The 17,940-nt window shown below is 35.7% G+C and carries 24 protein-coding genes and 1 pseudogene; 2 read left to right on the top strand and 23 right to left on the bottom strand.

Annotated features, from left to right (window positions below; translation table 11 throughout):
- Positions 1-16: 16 nt before the first annotated feature.
- From ACQKFG_RS26720 to ACQKFG_RS26635, 18 genes and pseudogenes are all read right to left on the bottom strand, one after another.
- Positions 17-400, bottom strand: a complete 384-nt coding sequence (locus ACQKFG_RS26720) for a DUF1398 family protein (protein WP_328102897.1) — start codon at positions 398-400, stop codon at positions 17-19.
- A 67-nt stretch (positions 401-467) separates the two neighbouring features.
- A complete protein-coding gene (locus ACQKFG_RS26715; RefSeq protein ID WP_419880513.1) occupies positions 468-1,247 on the bottom strand; it encodes a helix-turn-helix domain-containing protein in 780 nt (259 codons plus the stop codon).
- A gap of 370 nt (positions 1,248-1,617) precedes the next feature.
- Complete coding sequence (locus ACQKFG_RS26710; RefSeq protein ID WP_336867050.1) at positions 1,618-1,824, bottom strand: hypothetical protein; 207 nt, start codon at positions 1,822-1,824, stop codon at positions 1,618-1,620.
- A 48-nt stretch (positions 1,825-1,872) separates the two neighbouring features.
- Positions 1,873-2,505: a hypothetical protein gene (locus ACQKFG_RS26705; protein ID WP_427564043.1), complete on the bottom strand. Its 633-nt coding sequence runs from the start codon at positions 2,503-2,505 to the stop codon at positions 1,873-1,875.
- A gap of 207 nt (positions 2,506-2,712) precedes the next feature.
- Entirely contained in the window at positions 2,713-3,147 is a 435-nt protein-coding gene (locus ACQKFG_RS26700) for a hypothetical protein (RefSeq protein WP_427564041.1), read from the bottom strand.
- Positions 3,148-3,306: 159 nt separating this feature from the next.
- A complete protein-coding gene (locus ACQKFG_RS26695) occupies positions 3,307-3,777 on the bottom strand; it encodes a phosphoribosylanthranilate isomerase (protein ID WP_427564039.1) in 471 nt (156 codons plus the stop codon).
- 301 nt (positions 3,778-4,078) lie between these two features.
- Positions 4,079-4,636 carry an MEDS domain-containing protein gene (locus ACQKFG_RS26690; protein WP_336867059.1) on the bottom strand — a complete coding sequence of 186 codons (558 nt, stop codon included), beginning with the start codon at positions 4,634-4,636 and terminating at the stop codon, positions 4,079-4,081.
- A gap of 100 nt (positions 4,637-4,736) precedes the next feature.
- Positions 4,737-4,985, bottom strand: coding sequence for a hypothetical protein (locus ACQKFG_RS26685; protein ID WP_063596876.1), 249 nt, complete (start codon positions 4,983-4,985; stop codon positions 4,737-4,739).
- A 269-nt stretch (positions 4,986-5,254) separates the two neighbouring features.
- Positions 5,255-5,698 carry an SDR family oxidoreductase gene (locus ACQKFG_RS26680; RefSeq protein WP_427564037.1) on the bottom strand — a complete coding sequence of 148 codons (444 nt, stop codon included), beginning with the start codon at positions 5,696-5,698 and terminating at the stop codon, positions 5,255-5,257.
- The gene (locus tag ACQKFG_RS26675) at positions 5,601-5,879 is read right to left on the bottom strand and encodes a hypothetical protein (RefSeq protein ID WP_427564035.1); all 279 of its coding nucleotides are present in this window, start codon (positions 5,877-5,879) and stop codon (positions 5,601-5,603) included. Before ACQKFG_RS26675 ends, ACQKFG_RS26680 begins: the two co-directional genes overlap by 98 nt.
- 114 nt (positions 5,880-5,993) lie before the next feature.
- On the bottom strand, positions 5,994-6,506 hold the full coding sequence (locus tag ACQKFG_RS26670) for a type 1 glutamine amidotransferase domain-containing protein (RefSeq protein ID WP_427564033.1): 513 nt from the start codon (positions 6,504-6,506) through the stop codon (positions 5,994-5,996).
- Between the two features lie 141 nt (positions 6,507-6,647).
- Positions 6,648-6,953, bottom strand: coding sequence for an iron-sulfur cluster assembly accessory protein (locus ACQKFG_RS26665; protein ID WP_427564031.1), 306 nt, complete (start codon positions 6,951-6,953; stop codon positions 6,648-6,650).
- A 141-nt stretch (positions 6,954-7,094) separates the two neighbouring features.
- Entirely contained in the window at positions 7,095-8,117 is a 1,023-nt protein-coding gene (locus ACQKFG_RS26660; protein ID WP_413018332.1) for an LLM class flavin-dependent oxidoreductase, read from the bottom strand.
- 37 nt (positions 8,118-8,154) lie between these two features.
- Positions 8,155-9,120 (bottom strand): TIGR03571 family LLM class oxidoreductase, encoded by a 966-nt coding sequence (locus ACQKFG_RS26655; RefSeq protein WP_427564029.1) that lies wholly within the window; start codon positions 9,118-9,120, stop codon positions 8,155-8,157.
- 11 nt (positions 9,121-9,131) lie between these two features.
- Positions 9,132-9,479, bottom strand: coding sequence for an ArsR/SmtB family transcription factor (locus tag ACQKFG_RS26650; RefSeq protein ID WP_427564027.1), 348 nt, complete (start codon positions 9,477-9,479; stop codon positions 9,132-9,134).
- 234 nt (positions 9,480-9,713) lie between these two features.
- On the bottom strand, positions 9,714-9,998 hold the full coding sequence (locus tag ACQKFG_RS26645; protein ID WP_387551073.1) for a putative quinol monooxygenase: 285 nt from the start codon (positions 9,996-9,998) through the stop codon (positions 9,714-9,716).
- A gap of 953 nt (positions 9,999-10,951) precedes the next feature.
- A pseudogene (locus ACQKFG_RS26640) lies at positions 10,952-11,211 on the bottom strand (L-dopachrome tautomerase-related protein); the annotation flags it as partial.
- A gap of 328 nt (positions 11,212-11,539) precedes the next feature.
- The gene (locus ACQKFG_RS26635; RefSeq protein WP_342614648.1) at positions 11,540-12,094 is read right to left on the bottom strand and encodes a GNAT family N-acetyltransferase; all 555 of its coding nucleotides are present in this window, start codon (positions 12,092-12,094) and stop codon (positions 11,540-11,542) included.
- A gap of 525 nt (positions 12,095-12,619) precedes the next feature.
- On the opposite strand from ACQKFG_RS26635, the gene ACQKFG_RS26630 reads away from it, so the two are divergent.
- Positions 12,620-13,756: a site-2 protease family protein gene (locus ACQKFG_RS26630; RefSeq protein ID WP_192206668.1), complete on the top strand. Its 1,137-nt coding sequence runs from the start codon at positions 12,620-12,622 to the stop codon at positions 13,754-13,756.
- A 131-nt stretch (positions 13,757-13,887) separates the two neighbouring features.
- Here ACQKFG_RS26630 and ACQKFG_RS26625 read toward each other — a convergent pair whose 3' ends face one another.
- The 5 genes from ACQKFG_RS26625 to ACQKFG_RS26605 form a co-directional block, all read right to left on the bottom strand.
- Positions 13,888-14,328 (bottom strand): cell wall hydrolase, encoded by a 441-nt coding sequence (locus ACQKFG_RS26625; protein ID WP_192206669.1) that lies wholly within the window; start codon positions 14,326-14,328, stop codon positions 13,888-13,890.
- 344 nt (positions 14,329-14,672) lie between these two features.
- Positions 14,673-15,110, bottom strand: coding sequence for a VOC family protein (locus tag ACQKFG_RS26620; protein WP_349730160.1), 438 nt, complete (start codon positions 15,108-15,110; stop codon positions 14,673-14,675).
- A gap of 199 nt (positions 15,111-15,309) precedes the next feature.
- A complete protein-coding gene (locus ACQKFG_RS26615) occupies positions 15,310-15,654 on the bottom strand; it encodes a hypothetical protein (RefSeq protein ID WP_106027904.1) in 345 nt (114 codons plus the stop codon).
- A 501-nt stretch (positions 15,655-16,155) separates the two neighbouring features.
- Positions 16,156-16,512 (bottom strand): ABC transporter, encoded by a 357-nt coding sequence (locus ACQKFG_RS26610; protein WP_427564023.1) that lies wholly within the window; start codon positions 16,510-16,512, stop codon positions 16,156-16,158.
- A 180-nt stretch (positions 16,513-16,692) separates the two neighbouring features.
- The gene (locus ACQKFG_RS26605; RefSeq protein ID WP_427564021.1) at positions 16,693-16,905 is read right to left on the bottom strand and encodes a hypothetical protein; all 213 of its coding nucleotides are present in this window, start codon (positions 16,903-16,905) and stop codon (positions 16,693-16,695) included.
- A 486-nt stretch (positions 16,906-17,391) separates the two neighbouring features.
- Between ACQKFG_RS26605 and ACQKFG_RS26600 the strand changes: the two genes are divergently transcribed.
- Positions 17,392-17,751, top strand: a complete 360-nt coding sequence (locus tag ACQKFG_RS26600; RefSeq protein WP_056520940.1) for a hypothetical protein — start codon at positions 17,392-17,394, stop codon at positions 17,749-17,751.
- Positions 17,752-17,940: the final 189 nt, after the last annotated feature.

Here is a 17,940-nt window from a genome sequence, read left to right as displayed (position 1 = left end):
TAGTTTTGGAATTTCTTTATATTTTAAGCTGTTCTTCAATTTCTTCTCCTCTATTACCAAGGTATATAGCTTTTTTTTCTGGAATAATCACACGATATGTGACAATTCCTGCATCGGCAATCTCTTTTAAGAAGTCTAAGAAAGGTAGAGAGATGTTTGAGATTGCCTCAAGTACCTTATTTCGATTAAAGTTATCTGAAATTACCAAGTTTACTTGGGAATCTGTTTTAAACTCTGAATATACTCCTTTATATGTTGCTTGCCCTGTTGCAACTTCTATTTCGTATTCATTTATCCCTCTTTGGGACAATTCATCTAAGAATTGAGAAAAATCGATTACACCGTTACTTCTTCTTCGGATAATTTCTTGAAACTCACTTTCTGTTATTTTGTCATTCATGAATAGTACCTCCAATTATGATTATATTCCCTTAACGTCATCATAATTATAACCTTGGTGATACTTCTTATTCTTGTAAAAATGGGACATTATCTTTATCAAATGAAAAGAATTCACTCGGTGTTGAAGCAGTATGCTTTCGAAATTCTTTTATAAAATGTGATTGGTCAGTATATCCAGCTTCAAAGGCTATATCTACAAATTTATTTTTTTCATTTGCCAAATTTATGGCATATTGAAATTGTACAATTTGTGAAAATGTCTTAGGGGAAATACCTATTCTTTCAGTGAATTTTCGTCCAAATTGCCTTCTGCTAAGAATTACATCTTGGGCTAAATCATTAATTCGAATTGTGCCATGCGTCGATATGATTTCTTTTATAACACATGAAATCCAAGGGTCAGCCTCTACAGTTTTAAATTCATTCCATAACATTTGCTCTACTAGTGCTAAAAAATTATATGGGCTTTCATCTTGTATATTCAAGATTCTATCCCAGTCTGATTCTTTCATCCAAAAATCCATTAAACCAATACTAGTTCCTGCCACTTCTTTAGGAAGAATCTTTTTCCACTGAAAAAGAGCTTCTGGCTTAAAAAAAACTAATACAGAAGAAATATTCTCTGTAGCCTGAAAAGTTTTTGGAGCTGAATCAATACCTGTTATTCCAGCACTTTCAAGTTTCCGACTTTGATTTCCACTTAATACATTAATTTGGCCTAAGTTTTGAAATCCCATTACATGAAAAATATCAGGATAAACTATATAAGGTTCTTTTGATCCTTTACCTTGCCATACTATTTTTTCTACAAATGGAGCTAATCTCTTTGGACGAATAACTATCATTGGAGTTCTGCCTTTCTTCAATCTTTTCTGTTTAAAAAGCAGTATTAAAAAACAACCATGGGGAATGCTACATTATTTTTTCAATTACTATTAGTATCTCTTCCTCTACAACATTTTAACAGACTAGAGAATTTCTATAATAAAAAAAACATAATAACACTTTTTGTTTTTTATTTAGCTAATGTGACCCGGTTACTTGTGTCACTAACCTGCCCCGATAGTTCCATAAGAAAAAGAGCTGCCAAAGCAACTCCCTTATTAAAGTAAGGCACCTGTTAGGGTATTGAAATTCTTAAGCTAACGCACCCGTTACTTTAAATTTCACAATCCGTTCTTTGTCCAAAATGATATTTTCCTTTTTAAGACTATTTTAGCCATAATAACCGACGGAGTTTAAGATTATAACGCCAATGATGGTAAAACTTAATCCTCCAGCTATTATTAAGACGAATGTTCTGATTTTTTTCGTATCAAACCACGCAATTACCCCCGTTAGAATTGTGAAAATAATTCCGAAAAATATTGATGCATAAGGATTAGTTGGTTGAATCCAATCATACCAATTTAAAAAATCCATTAAATCTCCCCTATTTTAGGCTACGTTTCGTTAAAAGCACTACATTTTCTAGGTTAGTTCAGTTCTAAAAACAACCTGGATTTCCTCTCTGATCATTTGATAAGCAGACATTTCGCCTTGAATGTAACCACTTCTAAAATCTATTTCACCTTCTTTAAATTTATTTTTTAACATTTCAGCAATTTTTTTATATTTTGCTAAATTTTTTTCTATTTGAGCTATCTTGTCATTATCGGTAGATTCCAACAGTAATTCCAAGTCAATAACAATTTTTTCATAACCAATAGCCATTCCTTCAAATAAACCTCTTTGTAATTCTTGAGGAACTTTAGCTATTTCTTTCTTAGCTTCTTCAGGTATATCGTCATAGTACATTCCATTTACTAAGTCCAAAACGTTATTTTTACTTTGCTCTTTTGCTTCGGAAGCTCTTCTATTTAACGAACTAATTAAATCTTTTACTTTTGTATTCACCATATCCCCACCTTTGATATAATCAAATTCTCTTACTAGTCGATTAACAATCAGACGATACGCTTTACTCATCCCCAACAATAATTGTCTTTCCTGCTCATCAGCAGTTGCAAGCGTTCTACTAAGTTCTTTATCCATATCTATAAAATCTAAAATGCAATCTTCAATCTTTGCTCCTCGAAACATTTTCTTTCTATAATCAGACACTTTAAACACCTCTTAAAATAAAACTACCATCTTTGTAAACAATAATTGTTTACATTTGTTTACAAAAAAACGACTGAAATTTTATCAGCCGTTAAAACTTATATTCATCTTCAACTATCCTGCCCCTTTAGTTCCATAAGAAAAAGAGCTGCCAAGGCAACTCTCTTATTGAAGTAAAGCACCTGTTAGTTCAACAGGTATATCTAATTACAAAAATTCATAATGACTATCTAATAATTCTTCGCTTCCTTTTTCTGCTTCTTTCTCATCCATTTCCTTATCTTCTAGCCATTGTTGATAATGGATTATCTCATGAGCCATGCTGCGTAAAATTGCCCATAAAGCATCATTTTTCCCTCTTTCTGAAACTAATTCTTCATAATCTCCTGTGGCAATTCTTATGTAAGGTTCAACAGCTTTATCATAAGGTGCAAAAAAAGTAGCACTTGCCAGATCTTTTGTATCTCTGGTTTTAAGTTGATAATCCGTTTTTAGATATACAACAACCCTTATCGGAAATTCCATATATGTACGTAACCAAACCGCAAAGCTTAAGCAAGTCCGTCTTACTGATGGATTTACATCCTTTTCACATTTGACTCTTAATCCTGAGCGTAGATATTGCAAATCACTGGTTGTCATAATTCACCTTTAGTTTCATTTTATTGCATAATTCTCTATCTTCCCGAAATTTCCTTCTTCAACTAACCTGCCCCGTTAGTTCCATAAGAAAAAACTGCTTAGAGACAGCTCCGATCTTCAGCTAACGCAGCTGTTAGCACAATAAAATTAGTAAGAATTTTAGTCATAATGTATTATACTTTTTAAGAAATCTATTTTTCTAATATCTTTATGATTGTTTTTATCTGCTCGATAACTATCCTTAGAAGAAGACTCGTAAACACATAAATATTGCTCAGGATTTAGTAAATAATACTTTACGTTCCTCTTTTGATGTATTTCTAAATTCTCTAATTGTACTCCTGCGAAATTCGGTAAAGTGTCAATAATACCAAACTCAACTGATAACCCCTCTTTATAGAACTCATGTTCATGCAAATCAATTAGACTATATTCCATTGAATTCATGATTTTCACAATATTAATCCAGTTATGTATAGATAATTCAGGCGGCACTTCCCACCCTCTTATTTTACCAGGTACATGAATATCTAAGTCTTGAGCATCCCAACTCTTTCCTGTAATGACTTCTAAACCAACGGAACCCATTAACAATGGAATAATTTCAATATCGTTTAGTTTTTTTTGCAATTTCAATAAACTCATCATACTTGTGATTATCCATTTGCCTCTCCACTTTCTTCTTAATTTCACTATAACTATGTTCAAAAAACTGCCCAGTTAGTTCCGTAAAGAAAAAGCTGCCTTAAAAGACAGCTCTGATCTTCATCTAATTTATATCTATTCGCCTCAACAGTAATAATCCCTTTTTGCAACGTATTTTTTATGCAACTAGCCTGCCCCTTTAGTTCAACAAGAAAAAAGCCGCCGTTCATGCAGTCAGTTTAAAATATCAAAATGAATTAGGTGAGAACAAAACTAAACATAGCAACTATGCTATAATTGTTCTGATGTAATAAGCGGAAGGACGAAGTTCAATGTCTGTCATGAGGAATTCATGGCTTTTCATTAAATTTTGCATTATAGATTCAGTTATTGTTGCTGTATCATATGCGCAAACTGATACTATCCCCATTTCATTTACGCTTTTATTTGCTACTTCTTCAAATTGATTTATTTTTTGTTCTATTTCTAGCTGATGCCCCCACTCTACATGAGCCCATGTTCGAATCGTTAAATTTTCATCAAGGAACGGTTTTAAAATTTCGGCAAAATCCGCTACAATCGTTGGCGTATGAAAATCCCCGTGTTTACAGTAGAAAGCAAAGTTGTCTGTATAGTGTACGTTAGACAATTCTTCAGCGGTAAGCACTAATCTAACTTTATTAAATATCCTTACAGAAATGCTTTCATTTTCGATTAATATTATATGGTCTCCTTGTTTAATACCGGAGACTATAAAAGAGACAGCATTCTCTATATAATAGTCAATTTGTTCAAAGTGATAAAATATATGTTCTCCATTGGATAATTTTAAATTATATTCCACATTATGGTCTCCTTTTTAACTGTATTGTAACACTACAAAACATACTTCAAGACAATTGAATATCGGAATAAAAAATATATTTTAACAAACAGTCATTTACCTAAAATATGTTTACATAACAGCACTTATCTGAAATTTTCATACTTTTCAGGATATATTCCCTTAAATTCAAGGATTCGGCTGTGATTTCTTTGGGTAAAGATTCTAAAAGCTGATAATAAAGCATTCCACCATAATTTAGTCCTGGATAAAGAATGTTTAATGCTTCAACACCACGTTCGTTGAGAAGATTTAAACGTTCCTTGGTTTGCTCTAAAGATGCTTTTAGATTTCCCAACAAGTAAGCCATAGTGCTGCCTCCCCATAGATGCTCTATGTTAGTAGTCAATTATTTATATTCAATTGTTACTACCCGATTTATATATGCTCTTAAACCATTATTCTTTTTTGCCGAACCTTGTTGAACTAACCTGCCCCGTTAGTGCCATAAGAAAAAGCTGCCTTAAAGACAGCTCCGATCTTCAGCTAACGCACCCGTTAGTTTAATTCTTAACTTATTTCTATTTTAGTTAGAACCCGCTGCTTGGTAGGGTGAGAAGCTTCCGTTCCACAAGGCCATTATACTAAGTGGGCTCCACCATCAATAAGAACAGCCGTACCAGTAGTAAAACCATTTTTAGCAAGGTATACATAGGTTTCAGCTATGTCTTCCGGCTTTGCAATCCGTCCAACAGGGAGCTGTTGTGCAATGCCGTTGAACAGTGCTTGCCTCTGATCATCTGGCATTCCAGCATAGATTGGAGTGTCTACAATTCCAGGTGAAACCACGTTTACCCTAATAGGGGCTAAGTCTACGGAAAGTCCTCGAACCAATCCTTCAATGGCTGAATTGATTGCCGCTAACGTAGTAGCGCCTTGAGGAGGACGAACGCCATATACACCAGAGGTTAAGGTGATTGAGCTCTCATTGTTTAAATATGGAAGTGCTGAACGGACTGTAATATATTGCCCCCCAGAACTTACTATTAAACGCCTCTTTAGCACTTGCCACAGGCAATCCACTAAAGTTCCCCATTGCTCCTTCTCCTGCTGTTACCACAAGGTGGTCAAATTTTCCAACCTTGCTGAAAAATTCTGCTACTTTTTCTTCGCTTCGAAAATCGATTTCATTTCCTTCTACATAGCCACCAAGAACTTGTTTTGCTTCATTTAATTTGGAAACAGAACGGCTGGCAATGATCACTTGAGCTGATTGATCGAGAAACGCTTTGGCAGTTGCTAAACCAATACCAGAAGTACCCCGAAATTCATTGTGAAATAATAATTCCTAAAACGATACTATTGAGTACTTACGCTATTATTCAGCTAATAATTTTAAGGATTCACGATTAAAGGCAGGAATGTCATTCGGAAAACGGCTTGTTACAATATTTTTGCTTACCACAACTTCTTCATCTTTGTAGTTAGCACCTGCATTTTTGAGATCGTTCCTTATTGATTTAAAACCTGTTATGTCCACGCCTTTTAATAGGTCTGTATCAATTAATACTTGAGGGCCATGGCAAATGGCAAAAACAGGTTTACCTTCTTGTATAAATGCTTTTGCGAATTCACCAAAACGGTCGTCTTCACGTAATAAATCAGGAGAGAAGCCGCCAGGGATGAGTAAAGCATCAAAGTCTTGAGGATTAACTTCCCCAATTCCTTTATCTATTTTTACTGCTTCACCTTTTTTACCAGTAATATCTTTTCCAGCCTGTATGTCGATTGTGATCACTTGATGACCAGCATCTTTAAATGCTTGTGCTGGTTCTGTGAATTCTACATCTTCAAATAAGTCTGTTATTAGTGAAGCGATTTTTTTGCTCATTATGATAAGCCCCCTTAAAATTGGAAAAGCATCGTTGGTATTATTCTTATTTAACACAATAAATACAAGTAATCTACCGGGTTTAGTATACAGCTAGATATATGAGGGTATAAAAACATTTAGTATCGCTCTGTCACGTGTTTAATGATGGTGATGCCCCTTAGAAGAATTCGTGATGTCAAATCCTGCTTGTGCTTGAGGCACATAGAAATACCTGATCCAAACCCCATCTAAAAACGGTTCCCTTTTATCAAGCAAAACATCAATGCCTTTGTCTGTTTTCACAATTTCATCATGGTCCGTGGGCGTATCAAGCTTTACTTCATAATGGGCATGGTCCCCATGGTCCAATGTAACGTAGACACGAACCATTTTCCCTTCAGCCTCTTCACTTTCCAACATTTGTTTCATCACTTTAGCAGCATTTCGGTTAATTTTGCAGTTCATATCATTGTCTCCTATTCTAACAACTTTTAACTTTTTAATTAAGGAATCCTGTAAACAAGCTCATAACATGATCTCACGGTTTCATCCATATTCAATGCCTTAGGAAAAATCAAAAAGGATTCCTTGCTAATGTCCTCCTTTTCACCTTTCACTTTTTGTAATTTCTGCCAGAAGCTCGTATGAATGCAGGCGAGCTTTGTGGTCGTAAACTTGGGCAATGGCCATGATTTCATCAGCCTGGCTCTCTTCCAAAAATATATGCAGCTTGTCCTTTACCGTCTGCTGGCTGCCAACGATTGATGAGCCTAATTGCTGCTCGAGAGCCTTTAATTGGTAGCTGCTGGCCACTTCAGATATGTCATCTACCGGTGGTTGAAGCGGTTTAAGGTTGCCACTCATCAGATTCAAAAATTGCTGCTGTATTGTTGTAAAAAGGCGCTTTGCCTCTTTATCCGTTTCTGCTGTAATGATATTCAATGCCAACATCGCATACGGCTTATCGAGAACATTCGAAGGCTTAAACGCCTTGCGATAGATCTGTAGAGCACCCAGAGTGTTAAGTGGCGAGAAATGGGCGGCAAACGCGAATGGCAAACCCAGTTCTCCGGCCAGCTTTGCACTGAAGCCGCTTGAACCCAGCAGCCAGATTGGAATATTCAAACCTTCACCTGGAATGGCTTTTATAGGGTTCCCTTGTGCCAGGGATGGATCAAAGTAACCGCGGAGTTCCGCTAATTGCTCAGGAAAGTCATCTCCGGTACTTCCCAAGTCGCGTCTCAATGCACGAGCGGTCCCCTGATCTGTACCAGGTGCCCGCCCCAGACCAAGGTCAATTCGCCCAGGATATAATGATTCAAGAGTGCCAAACTGCTCAGCGATGACGAGCGGTGCGTGATTCGGCAGCATGATTCCTCCTGAACCAATCCTGATTTTTGATGTACCGGCTGCCACATGGGACATTACCACAGAAGTGGCGGAACTGGCGATAAACGGCATATTATGATGTTCAGCGAGCCAAAAACGGTTGTAACCAAGTTTTTCAGCAAGCTGTGCGAGTTCCAATGTATGGCGGAAAGAGTCAGCAGGAGTACTTCCGGCTGTTATCGGTGAAAGATCAAGCACCGAGAATGGAATTTCGTTCAGTTTATTAGCATGTTTAGACATAAGTTCATCTTCTTCCCTTATCTAATTTTTTTAAAAACTAATCTAATACTGGAATTTCATGAGTCGGAAAGTAAGGCAACACAAACTCTCCAAGCTCCTGGATGACTTCCTCGGGAGGGCGCTTTGAAAAATACAATACAAATGCCAGGTGATTGACACCAATGGATTGAAATTGATATAGAATTTCTAATAACTGTTTGCGCCCTACACGAAATCCTAACGGAATCGGAACAGGAAACGAATTGGGATTTTCCGATAAATCGATAAATAAAGTCTGAGTGAAAGGTTTAAACACTCCTGGGGCGTGAATTTCCGACAACTCGCGATACTCGTTAATCAATTGAGTTTGTTGTGGGATAATCCTCGGGTACTGGATCCAGCCGTCCCCATTCTGGGCGATCCATTCAATCGATTGATTGCTGAATCCTGTCACCATGGTTGGAATCGAAGAAAAAGGTTTGGGGATCATTCTCATATCCGTTCCATCGATGATGCCTAAATCGCTGTTGATTGTCGGATTGTCCTCCTTTAACAGCATTTCAAGGAATGCATAATTCTTTTTAAACAGCCCTCCACTTTCGAGCTTGGATATTCCCAAAGCTGTGAAATCTTTATCCCGGTCTCCTGAAGCCACTCCCATGATCAGGCGTTCGGGAAACAGCCGGTCAATAGATGATGCTTCCTTTGCCACTCGGACAGGATGGCGCAGCGGGAGGACCACACTCGCCGTCCCAAGTGCAATATCCTTTGTATGGGCCGCAAGATAGGTCAAATAAATCCATACATCATACATTTGACCATTATCATCAATATTCAAATTCTGAATCATAACGTCCCGAAGCCACAATGCCGCGAAACCATGGTCTTCAATTTTGCGGGCAAGCGATAGCTGATTTTCCATAATCGGATATTTGGACATCCTTGCCGTCGGAATCGTGAAACCAAGCGTCATTTTATCCTTTTGGTACAACCTGTTAAATGCTCGATGCTGTAATAAACTCACTTCAATTCTCCTTAAATTTTTGTACCAATGTATTTTTCGAACTTTTTAATCGTCTCCTCATTACGGCGATAATACGTCCATTGTCCGATTCGCTTCATTTCAACCAGTCCGCTTTTCAGCAGAATCGATAAATACTGTGAAGTAGTGGATTGCGAAATCCCGGCCATGCTTCGGATATCCCCTACGCAAACCCCGCCTTTAAATCCTTCATCAGCAATAATATGGGCTTGCGGTGAAAAATGACTGTCGGGATCTTTTAACATTTGAAGAATGCTCACCCTCGTCTGGTTCGACAATGCCTTAAAAATTTCAACTGCTTGTTCATCATTTAAGCGTTCCAATTCCTGCTTCAATGTCATTTGCCTCTTTCTATATCGATTATCACTATCCCAATGGAAGCTGGATAGATGATCTGAAAGCATCACGCCAAATCGGTAATTAGCGATATTAATATAATAGCCATCTGGTCCGTCCAAATCAAAAGATTTGTTTCGAAGGAGATACGGCGAAAAGCTCCCATCTTAAAAAAGACGTCTAAAAAACCTGCATATAACAGGTTTTTTAGACGGTTCCGCCACTCCATCTTTGTGAACTTATTCCATTATTTTCAGCTTATACACTTCTCTAGTTGATACAAGGTCTGCAATATTGTTCCTGTATTCCTGATAATGAGCCGACTGAATATGGTGTTTCAGCGCTTCCTCATCCTTCCACATTTCATATAAAACAAAAGTTTGATCTTCAGATTGGTGCAAGTCATACTTTATACAACCCGCCTCTTCCCTTGATGCCGCTTGTACCTTTTTGAGTTCTGATAATAGTTGCCCCTGCAGGCCTTCTTTTGGTTTTAATACAGCAGTAATTACAATATGCTCCATTTTCATCCCCCTTAATAATGAGTAGTTTGTCTTTCTTTTAAAAGTTGGTGGCAGTGGAGTTTATGTCCCTCCCAGCATCGTGTAAAAAATATACCCTTTTTAATCTCTTATCCGCTACAGTTATGTAAGCTTTTAATTTTTTCTCTTAACTTTTTTAGTTAGGCTTAAATTAGTAAAGGACTTGATACACATTGATAAAACCTCATAAGCAGCAACCCAATCTGTGCCTTAATAAATTATAAAAATAAGGACATACCAGGGGCTTCAGATTCTGGGGCTTCAAAACCTAATTTCTTATAAAAATCTTGTTTTCCTTTTGCTCTAAATAATTGAACCCACTTAATATCTTCTTCCTCCTACTTTTTGTAATGATGTCATTACTTTTTTCCAATGCCTAGTTTTTTGGTATTCGGCATCGACCATCACATCACAAATTAAAGTTTGATAAATCCCATCTGATATAATCCTGCCAAATCCTATTAAATTTTTATTATGATAAATAGAAATGGAATACCAGCTGTTACAAATTGCGGTATATAGCTGGTCATATGAATACAAGCCTTTAGCATTCCATCCTGTTGTTTAATGTAATCTTATAAAATCTTCCTTGGGGATTCAATTCACTAAATTCAAGTTTCCATATTCTTTTGAAAAAGCTGGTTGCCGTCCTTATTTTCATGACGGATTTGTTTGCTTTTCTTTTTCCCAAACATATATTTTCTCACCTGAAATCCTTAATAAGTTCTGTAAAAACTCCCGTTCTTTCCAGGATTATTATGCTCATTCCGCCTTTTCTTATCCATTTCCACATCGAAAAGCCGCCTCTGTCAATGCGGAGACGACCAGTGTCATTCATGCTATTTGTAAAGAATAAAAACTCATTTAAGAAAGAGAGTTAAACCTGGGTTTATGATCTTTCAGGGAAGCCGCAATCTATCCATGAATAAGGCTAGAAGTATCACGACGATAATAGCTCCTGGTCCTCTTGAAGAAGAATCCGTTATATAGGCATAACCTGCTTTTCCAACACGAAAATCAAAACGGACATCATTCAGATAAGTGGTAGGCAGGACAACATCTTCTAATATACTTTTCTTATTGTATTGGTATCTATATCAACAGCGACTAATTTTGCCCCTCCTTTAATAGGTTCAGAAAAATTTGGTGCCGCTGTATCTAATATCCAAAGCGTTCCCCTTCCATCAGCAACTAACATTCCTTATGGAACTAACGCACCCGTTAGCCATCCATGAATCGCAAAGAATGAAAATAGTTAGGAAGTGTCAATACTGATACTGACCTTAATCCAGTCAACCCTAATCCATAGACTAATTATTTACGCTCTCCTCTTTTTTTAAACGATTGAGCAGAGTCTTCTTAAGTATTGTCATTTTTCCATTTTTAAAGAAACTTATTTTCATGGTAGTTCTATAAGAAAAGCGATTCTTATTAAAGAATCGCACCCTTTAACTGAATAAGAAGGGACTATATTTTATTGAAATTATCGTCAACAAACCTCTTATTTTTTCTGTACAAGAACGCTAAGTTTCCAGGTTAGTAATTTTGCCGAAAAGTAATGCATCATAATACTTATCCTCTATAAAATAGTGGTCTTTTAACCGTCCTTCTAACTCATACCTGTTCTTTTCAAGTATCCGTGCAGAGCCAATATTGGCATGCACTACCATAGCACGGAGCTTATGAAGATTAAGTGATTTAAATGCAAAATCACTTATCAATGCAACAACCTCTGTTCCATACCCCTTATCCCAATGATGTTTATGCAACACATAACCAATTTCAGCTTGGTTTGCTTCTTGGTCAAAATTGAAAATTATGGCTGTTCCTATAATTGCTTGAGTTAATTTTTCAACAATGGAGGAATATAAATGAGTTCCTGCCGACTCACGTTTTAACATTATTTCAATGAACTGACGAGTTTCCTCCAAAGTACTCATCAAATTCCAGCCAATAAATCGTGAAACCTCTTGATCTGACGCATAATGATGTATCTCTTGAACATCCTCTATCCTTAGTGCTTTGAAGTAGATTTTTTCACCCTCTAATGAATGAAATAAAACAGCCTGCTTCTCCATTTTAACCTCCTCTAACTACGCTTTGTTAATGAACCTCCGATGGTAGCGAAAATGTCCCCAAATAAGGGTTAAATATCATCGCACTCATCTTAGTATATCCTTTCAAATAATTTTCCATATATATGTTTCAACTGTTTCCTCGGCAATCTGTCCTTTTAATGGAATAACATGACTGACGTTTTTATACAACTTTAATGTCACTTAACAGTATTCCTTATAGAACTATCCTGCCACGTTAGTTTAAGTAGAAATTTTCACAATCTCATATTAATTTAATATAAATACCCATCGGAGTTTTTATATTGTCTATTTTTTAATCAACCTTTATCTTTAACATAACCAAATATAAAAAAGAGTAATACTTGAAAGTTAATAAACTAGAAAAATTTCCCTCAAAGAAAAAGAAAAGGATTATTGAATACGATATAATAAGGATATTAGTAAGATGATAAATCAAGAAGGAGCTCAGATAGACATAATGTCAATGGGGTCATCTGTTTTCCCATTTACTATAGGAGGTACATTTTGAAAGAATCTAAATCGAATAAAGGATGGTTAAGTTTGGGGGCAATCGGGTTATTTTTCCTAGGAAAAATGAAATGGTTGTTTGCGCTATTGAAAATAGCAAAAGTAGGTTCTCTGATTTCCATTTTCGTTTCATTAGGAGCGTATGCCTTGGTTTACGGTTGGAAATTTGCCGTAGCCCTAGTCTATCTAATTTACATCCATGAAATGGGGCATTTACTAGCTGCTAAGAGAAAAGGCATCAAAACATCCAATGCCATTTTCATCCCTTTTGTCGGAGCGTTAATTGCCCTTAAGGAAGAACCCAAGAATGCTAATCAAGAAGCTTATCTTGCCTTCGGAGGTCCTTTATTAGGTACATTAGCATTTCTGCCAGCCATCCCTCTATTTATGATGACAGAAAATCCATTTTGGCTTTTAGTTATTACACTTGGAGCCATGATTAACCTATTTAATCTAATGCCTGTACATCCACTTGATGGAGGACGTATAGTGGGAGTCATCTCCACAAAGCTTTGGGTATTAGGGATTATCGGAATGGTTGTATATTTGTTTCTCCATCCAAATCCATTTTTAATTCTTTTCTTATTATTGGGTATTTCTAAGTGGTGGAAGGAATTCCGTAGCGAGACAACTAGAAATCAAAGAGACAACATCATTGAATTGAATCAATTTGGTTTAAAGCAACTAGAACAATATGAAGGTGCAACAGATGAAGAAAAAATTCGCCTGGTTAATATTTGGAATATGGAATTAAGCCAACTACATGAAAAGTTTAACAACATGAAGAGATGGCATATCCCGCTATTTGATGATAATAAGCTAAAAGAAAAACAGCTGACCGAGGTAAAATTAAATATTTATAGGTCCTTAATGGATGCTGCTAATTCGAATGAATACCAGTACGGACCTACCGATTTTAAAAGTATAGGCACGTATGAACGAATAGTAGCAACTTTCTTTAAAGAAGTTCAAGAACAAACTGAAATTAGGGATAAAGAGAAATCCTATTACTCATCGAGTCTCAAAACAAAAGTCATCTGGTTCTCATTATACATTGGGCTTGCCATTTTTTTAATGATAACAAGCTTATATGCAGGTGATTTAATGGAACAATATAAAACGTTATTACCTTAATACATTATGAAAAAGGGACCTCAATTATGAAGGTCCCCTTTGACTGTCTAGTTATTTAGGCTTGTGAAATATTAATGTTGATTATGTATAAATATTTTAAATATGTAAAAAAGCTTACTCAAAGAGTAAGCTTAACCTCTATAAACACTATCACATGTTCCAGGTTTTGGTTCATAAAAACAATGGTCTTTAAATTGACCAGTATGAGGCTGATCATACCATGTTGGAGGACATGGCGCATAGGGATTGAAATACCAAAGGGCATATCTAGCCGGATGCTGTCTCCAGTGCTTCAAATTCTGTTCTGCTAATCTTCTTTCGACACCTCTCGCTCTTTGATAAAATACATTGCCTTTTTGAACAGCTTCAAAAGAATAATTTCCTCCTTGTACATGAAAAATGACTTGTGGAATGGTTCTTAAACCTTTAAAGTCTAAACAATTAGCTACAAGACGATTCACAATTACATTTCCAACAAATAACATTCCTAGTTGTCCTTCACCTTCGGCTTCTGCTCTCATCATCCTTGCCATTAAGTCAACGTCTGAACTTCGGTAATTTGCTCTTGCCATTTTTGCACCCCAAAAATATTGTATGAAAAATAGCCTACAGTCATGTCATTATTTATGTAATATAAATGCTTAGTTATAATAACTTACAGCCTTTAAGTAAAATGAAAACTATTACATTCTTTTTTCCCTTTATTCAACTAAACTGCCCCGTTAGTTGTATAAAGGGGTATCGCCAACATTTCGGAAATTTTGTACGCTAAGCAAATTCAAACATAAAAAAGTCGAATTCCCCGTACGTTAAGGAACCGACTTTTTTATTTGACTTCTTCAAGTAAAGCACCCGATAGTTTAAGAAGAAATCTTTAAAGTTGGAGGTCTAAATCATTTAAAGTCCCATTCAATATTTATCTGATTTTCTCCGCCAACTCTAAAATAATTCCCTCTGGACCACGAACGTAGCATAACTTATAACTTTCTTCATATTGCTGTATCTCACTAAAGATTTCCGTGCCTTTCTTTTTCAATTTTGCAATAATAGCTTCAATATCTTCAACAGCAAAGCAAATATGTCGGATACCCAGCGTATTTGCCAAAGGTTGCTGAATATCTTTTTCATCTGACGGCGTATAAAATTTGACTAGCTCTATCCATGCCTGACCATCTGGCATCCCCAATCCTACACATGCCGTTTTAACATCATTAAGCCCAACTATTCTGTCCAACTGTTCTCCATTCAATTCCCATTCCGCTTGTACTTCAAGTCCTAAATCAAGAAAAAACGCTTTAGCCTCTGAAAGATCATTTACGTTTATACTCACATGATCTATTCTATTGATCTTCATATCTCATACCTCCTATATTCCTGTTATTTTCAATACCTGTATTCGTGTAAAGGATGTTTGAAATTCTAATTCGCTTAAAACAGAAAATATCCTTCTTCAACAAACCTGCCCCGATAGTTCCATAAGAAAAAGCTGCCTTAAAGACAGTTCCGATCTTCAGCTAACGCACCCGTTAGCTGAATAAGATATTTCCATTATATTAATTCACTTTAAGGATGTTTAAATGCTTCGTTGTAGAAATCAAATCTATTTTATGATTTCCTTTTGTGTAAAAAACGGAAGCCCCTTCTCTTTCTCCCTTTTTCCATCCATTCGCTTTAAGGACTAATTCATATCCAAATGGTATGCCATTTTCTTCCGATGCTTTTGACCAATCATAACTTTTCCCTTGTTCATTTTCCTGGACTAGCTCAGCATTTTTAGGAACTGGGAAGTCAAATGCATCTTTTGATGGTTCGTATAGAGATAACGTTATGAAATAATAAATGACTCCACCTATCAAAAGCGTAGCTAAAGTAAGTGTCCAACCAACCATTTTCTTCATTTTACTTACCCTTCCTTCATAGGTTATTATTTGGATTGATACTCCAAACAACTATTTGTTTTCTACATATTCTATTCAAATTGTGGATTATCCTTGTTCAACTAACCTGCCCCGATAGTTGCATAAGAAAGAGCTGCCTTAAAGACAGCTCTGATCTTCAGCTAACACACCCGTTAGTTCATTAAAGGTTGTCGAGGGTTTCTCAACAGCCTGTGCCAATCACTGAATTAATGATCGGCTTTTTTCTTACCAGAATCTCCAAATAACCAAAGTAAAAGTGAAAGAAATACTCCGAAATAGAATGCGTATGCTAAATTTCCTAACCAATTTATCGTTTGTCCCCTGAAGTATTGCAGACCAGAGCTTGCAAGATACTTGAGTATGATACCCACTATACAAGTAATGAAGAATCTTTTCTTTGTTATTTCCATAAATTCAAACCACTCCTATTCTTTGGCAGGCAATCCAACTAACCTGCCCCTTTAGTTCAACAAGATAAGTTCATTCTATAACTCTAAGGTGGCTTTTAAGTTCCTTAAATGGAGTAGTATAGGAGTCTTCATATTTCTTAATATGTTTCTTTAACACAGACCAATTCCTTTCGAGGAATGGATGTATCTGCGTGGTATCAGCAAGACTATACAGTTCAATTAAGAAATAAAGGGTTTCCCATACCAAAAAGTCATCGTCTAACTTAAATAACAACTCAATGACATTTGGAATGTAGTTAAACGCTTCTTCAGGGGACATATCCTTAGTAATTGATTCAAAAGAATTACTAAAATACCACTCGTCATCATCTAATTTGTCTTCCCATTCCTTATATATGTCCAATAACCTTTTATCAGTTTTAATCACGTCCCAAAGTCCAATTTAGCTATACATATTTTATCATTTCTTATGCAACTAAACTGCCCCGTTAGTTGCATAAAGAAAAAGCTGCCTTTAGACAGCTCCGATCTTCAGCTAACGCACCCGTTAGCTTAAGTAACTTTGTTCACAATCTCTTGTAGTTTCTTTTAGTTGAAGAAAGAGGATTTATTCGTCTTTTGAAGCATACTTGGAAGATTTATTATTAAATGATTTATGTAAACTATTTAGTAAATACAATCCTCTAAAAAGAATTCCAACAATAATACCAAAAGCAATAACTCCAGCAACTTGCGGTGGACCTATCATAAGTAATAAGAAACCTAAAATTGCACTTAAAACAAGGGATAAAAACAAATACATCATTATCTCTTCTTCCATAAAATTATTTTATCTATTTAATAATTCCTCCTGAATTACGAGAATCCCTTCCTATTAATTTGCCCTTCAGTGGAACAAGAAAAAGAACCGCAGCAGCAGCTCCCTTGTTTACTCTTGCACCCGTTATTTGAAATAAATTATCACAAGGTTAAATGGGAAATAACCCAAGTTATGTTTAAATAAATATATAAACTCTAGTACCCGTTAGCTAAAGAAAAATTACTCTGTATCTCTAATTTGTGAGAATGGGAAAAAAACAAACTCACTTTGCCCTACTATTTCGTCTTTTGTGAAGTACCCTAAGGCTGAAATAAAAATTAGGAAATTTATAGGATTGAATATCACTTATTAATATTTCATTCATTTCTTAACGGTATTATGACAATTTGTAACAATTTTATTGCAAAAACATTAACTTCCAAGTATATTAAAATATGTAAATATTTTTAAAAAGAGGCTACATAATATTTACAATTAGGGGGAAATATGAAAAAAGTAAAATCTATTCTCTGTTTAGCAATTATCTGTTTGAGTTTTCCATTTGTGGCACAAGCAGCTATTAAATACCCAGCTGTTGGAGCGCTCGCTGTTGATGCTGGACAAAGTGATACTATTGTTTTCTGTCGTATATGGGACCATAAGGCTTTTTACAGTAGAGATGATAAAAAAAATTATGCAGTATTAGCAAAAGTTAAAGTTGGTAGTACTGTATATTCATCTGGTTGGAAAATAGGGGAAGCATTTAAAAATGCAAATAGAGTATGGTATGCTAATGAAACTTCTGATTATGATTATAAAAGTATAACGACAAAATATACAGATAGTAATTGGGGAACAACATATTAATAGTATTTAAAAGGTTATTATCACGTATTATGTGGCCAATAAAAAAATAGTTGGATAAATATATCCAACTCAGATTGTAGAAAAAACCCTAATTTTCAAAATGAGATATTGAAAAAGGGGTTTTTTGATGTTTTATTTGTCCTATTACCACAACATACGGGTATTAATTCATTGATACACCACTATATT

The organism is Peribacillus sp. NPDC076916 (assembly GCF_050269675.1).
GTDB classification, from domain to species: Bacteria; Bacillota; Bacilli; order Bacillales; family DSM-1321; genus Peribacillus; species Peribacillus aracenensis.
This window is presented reverse-complemented; position numbering and strand designations above follow the sequence as displayed.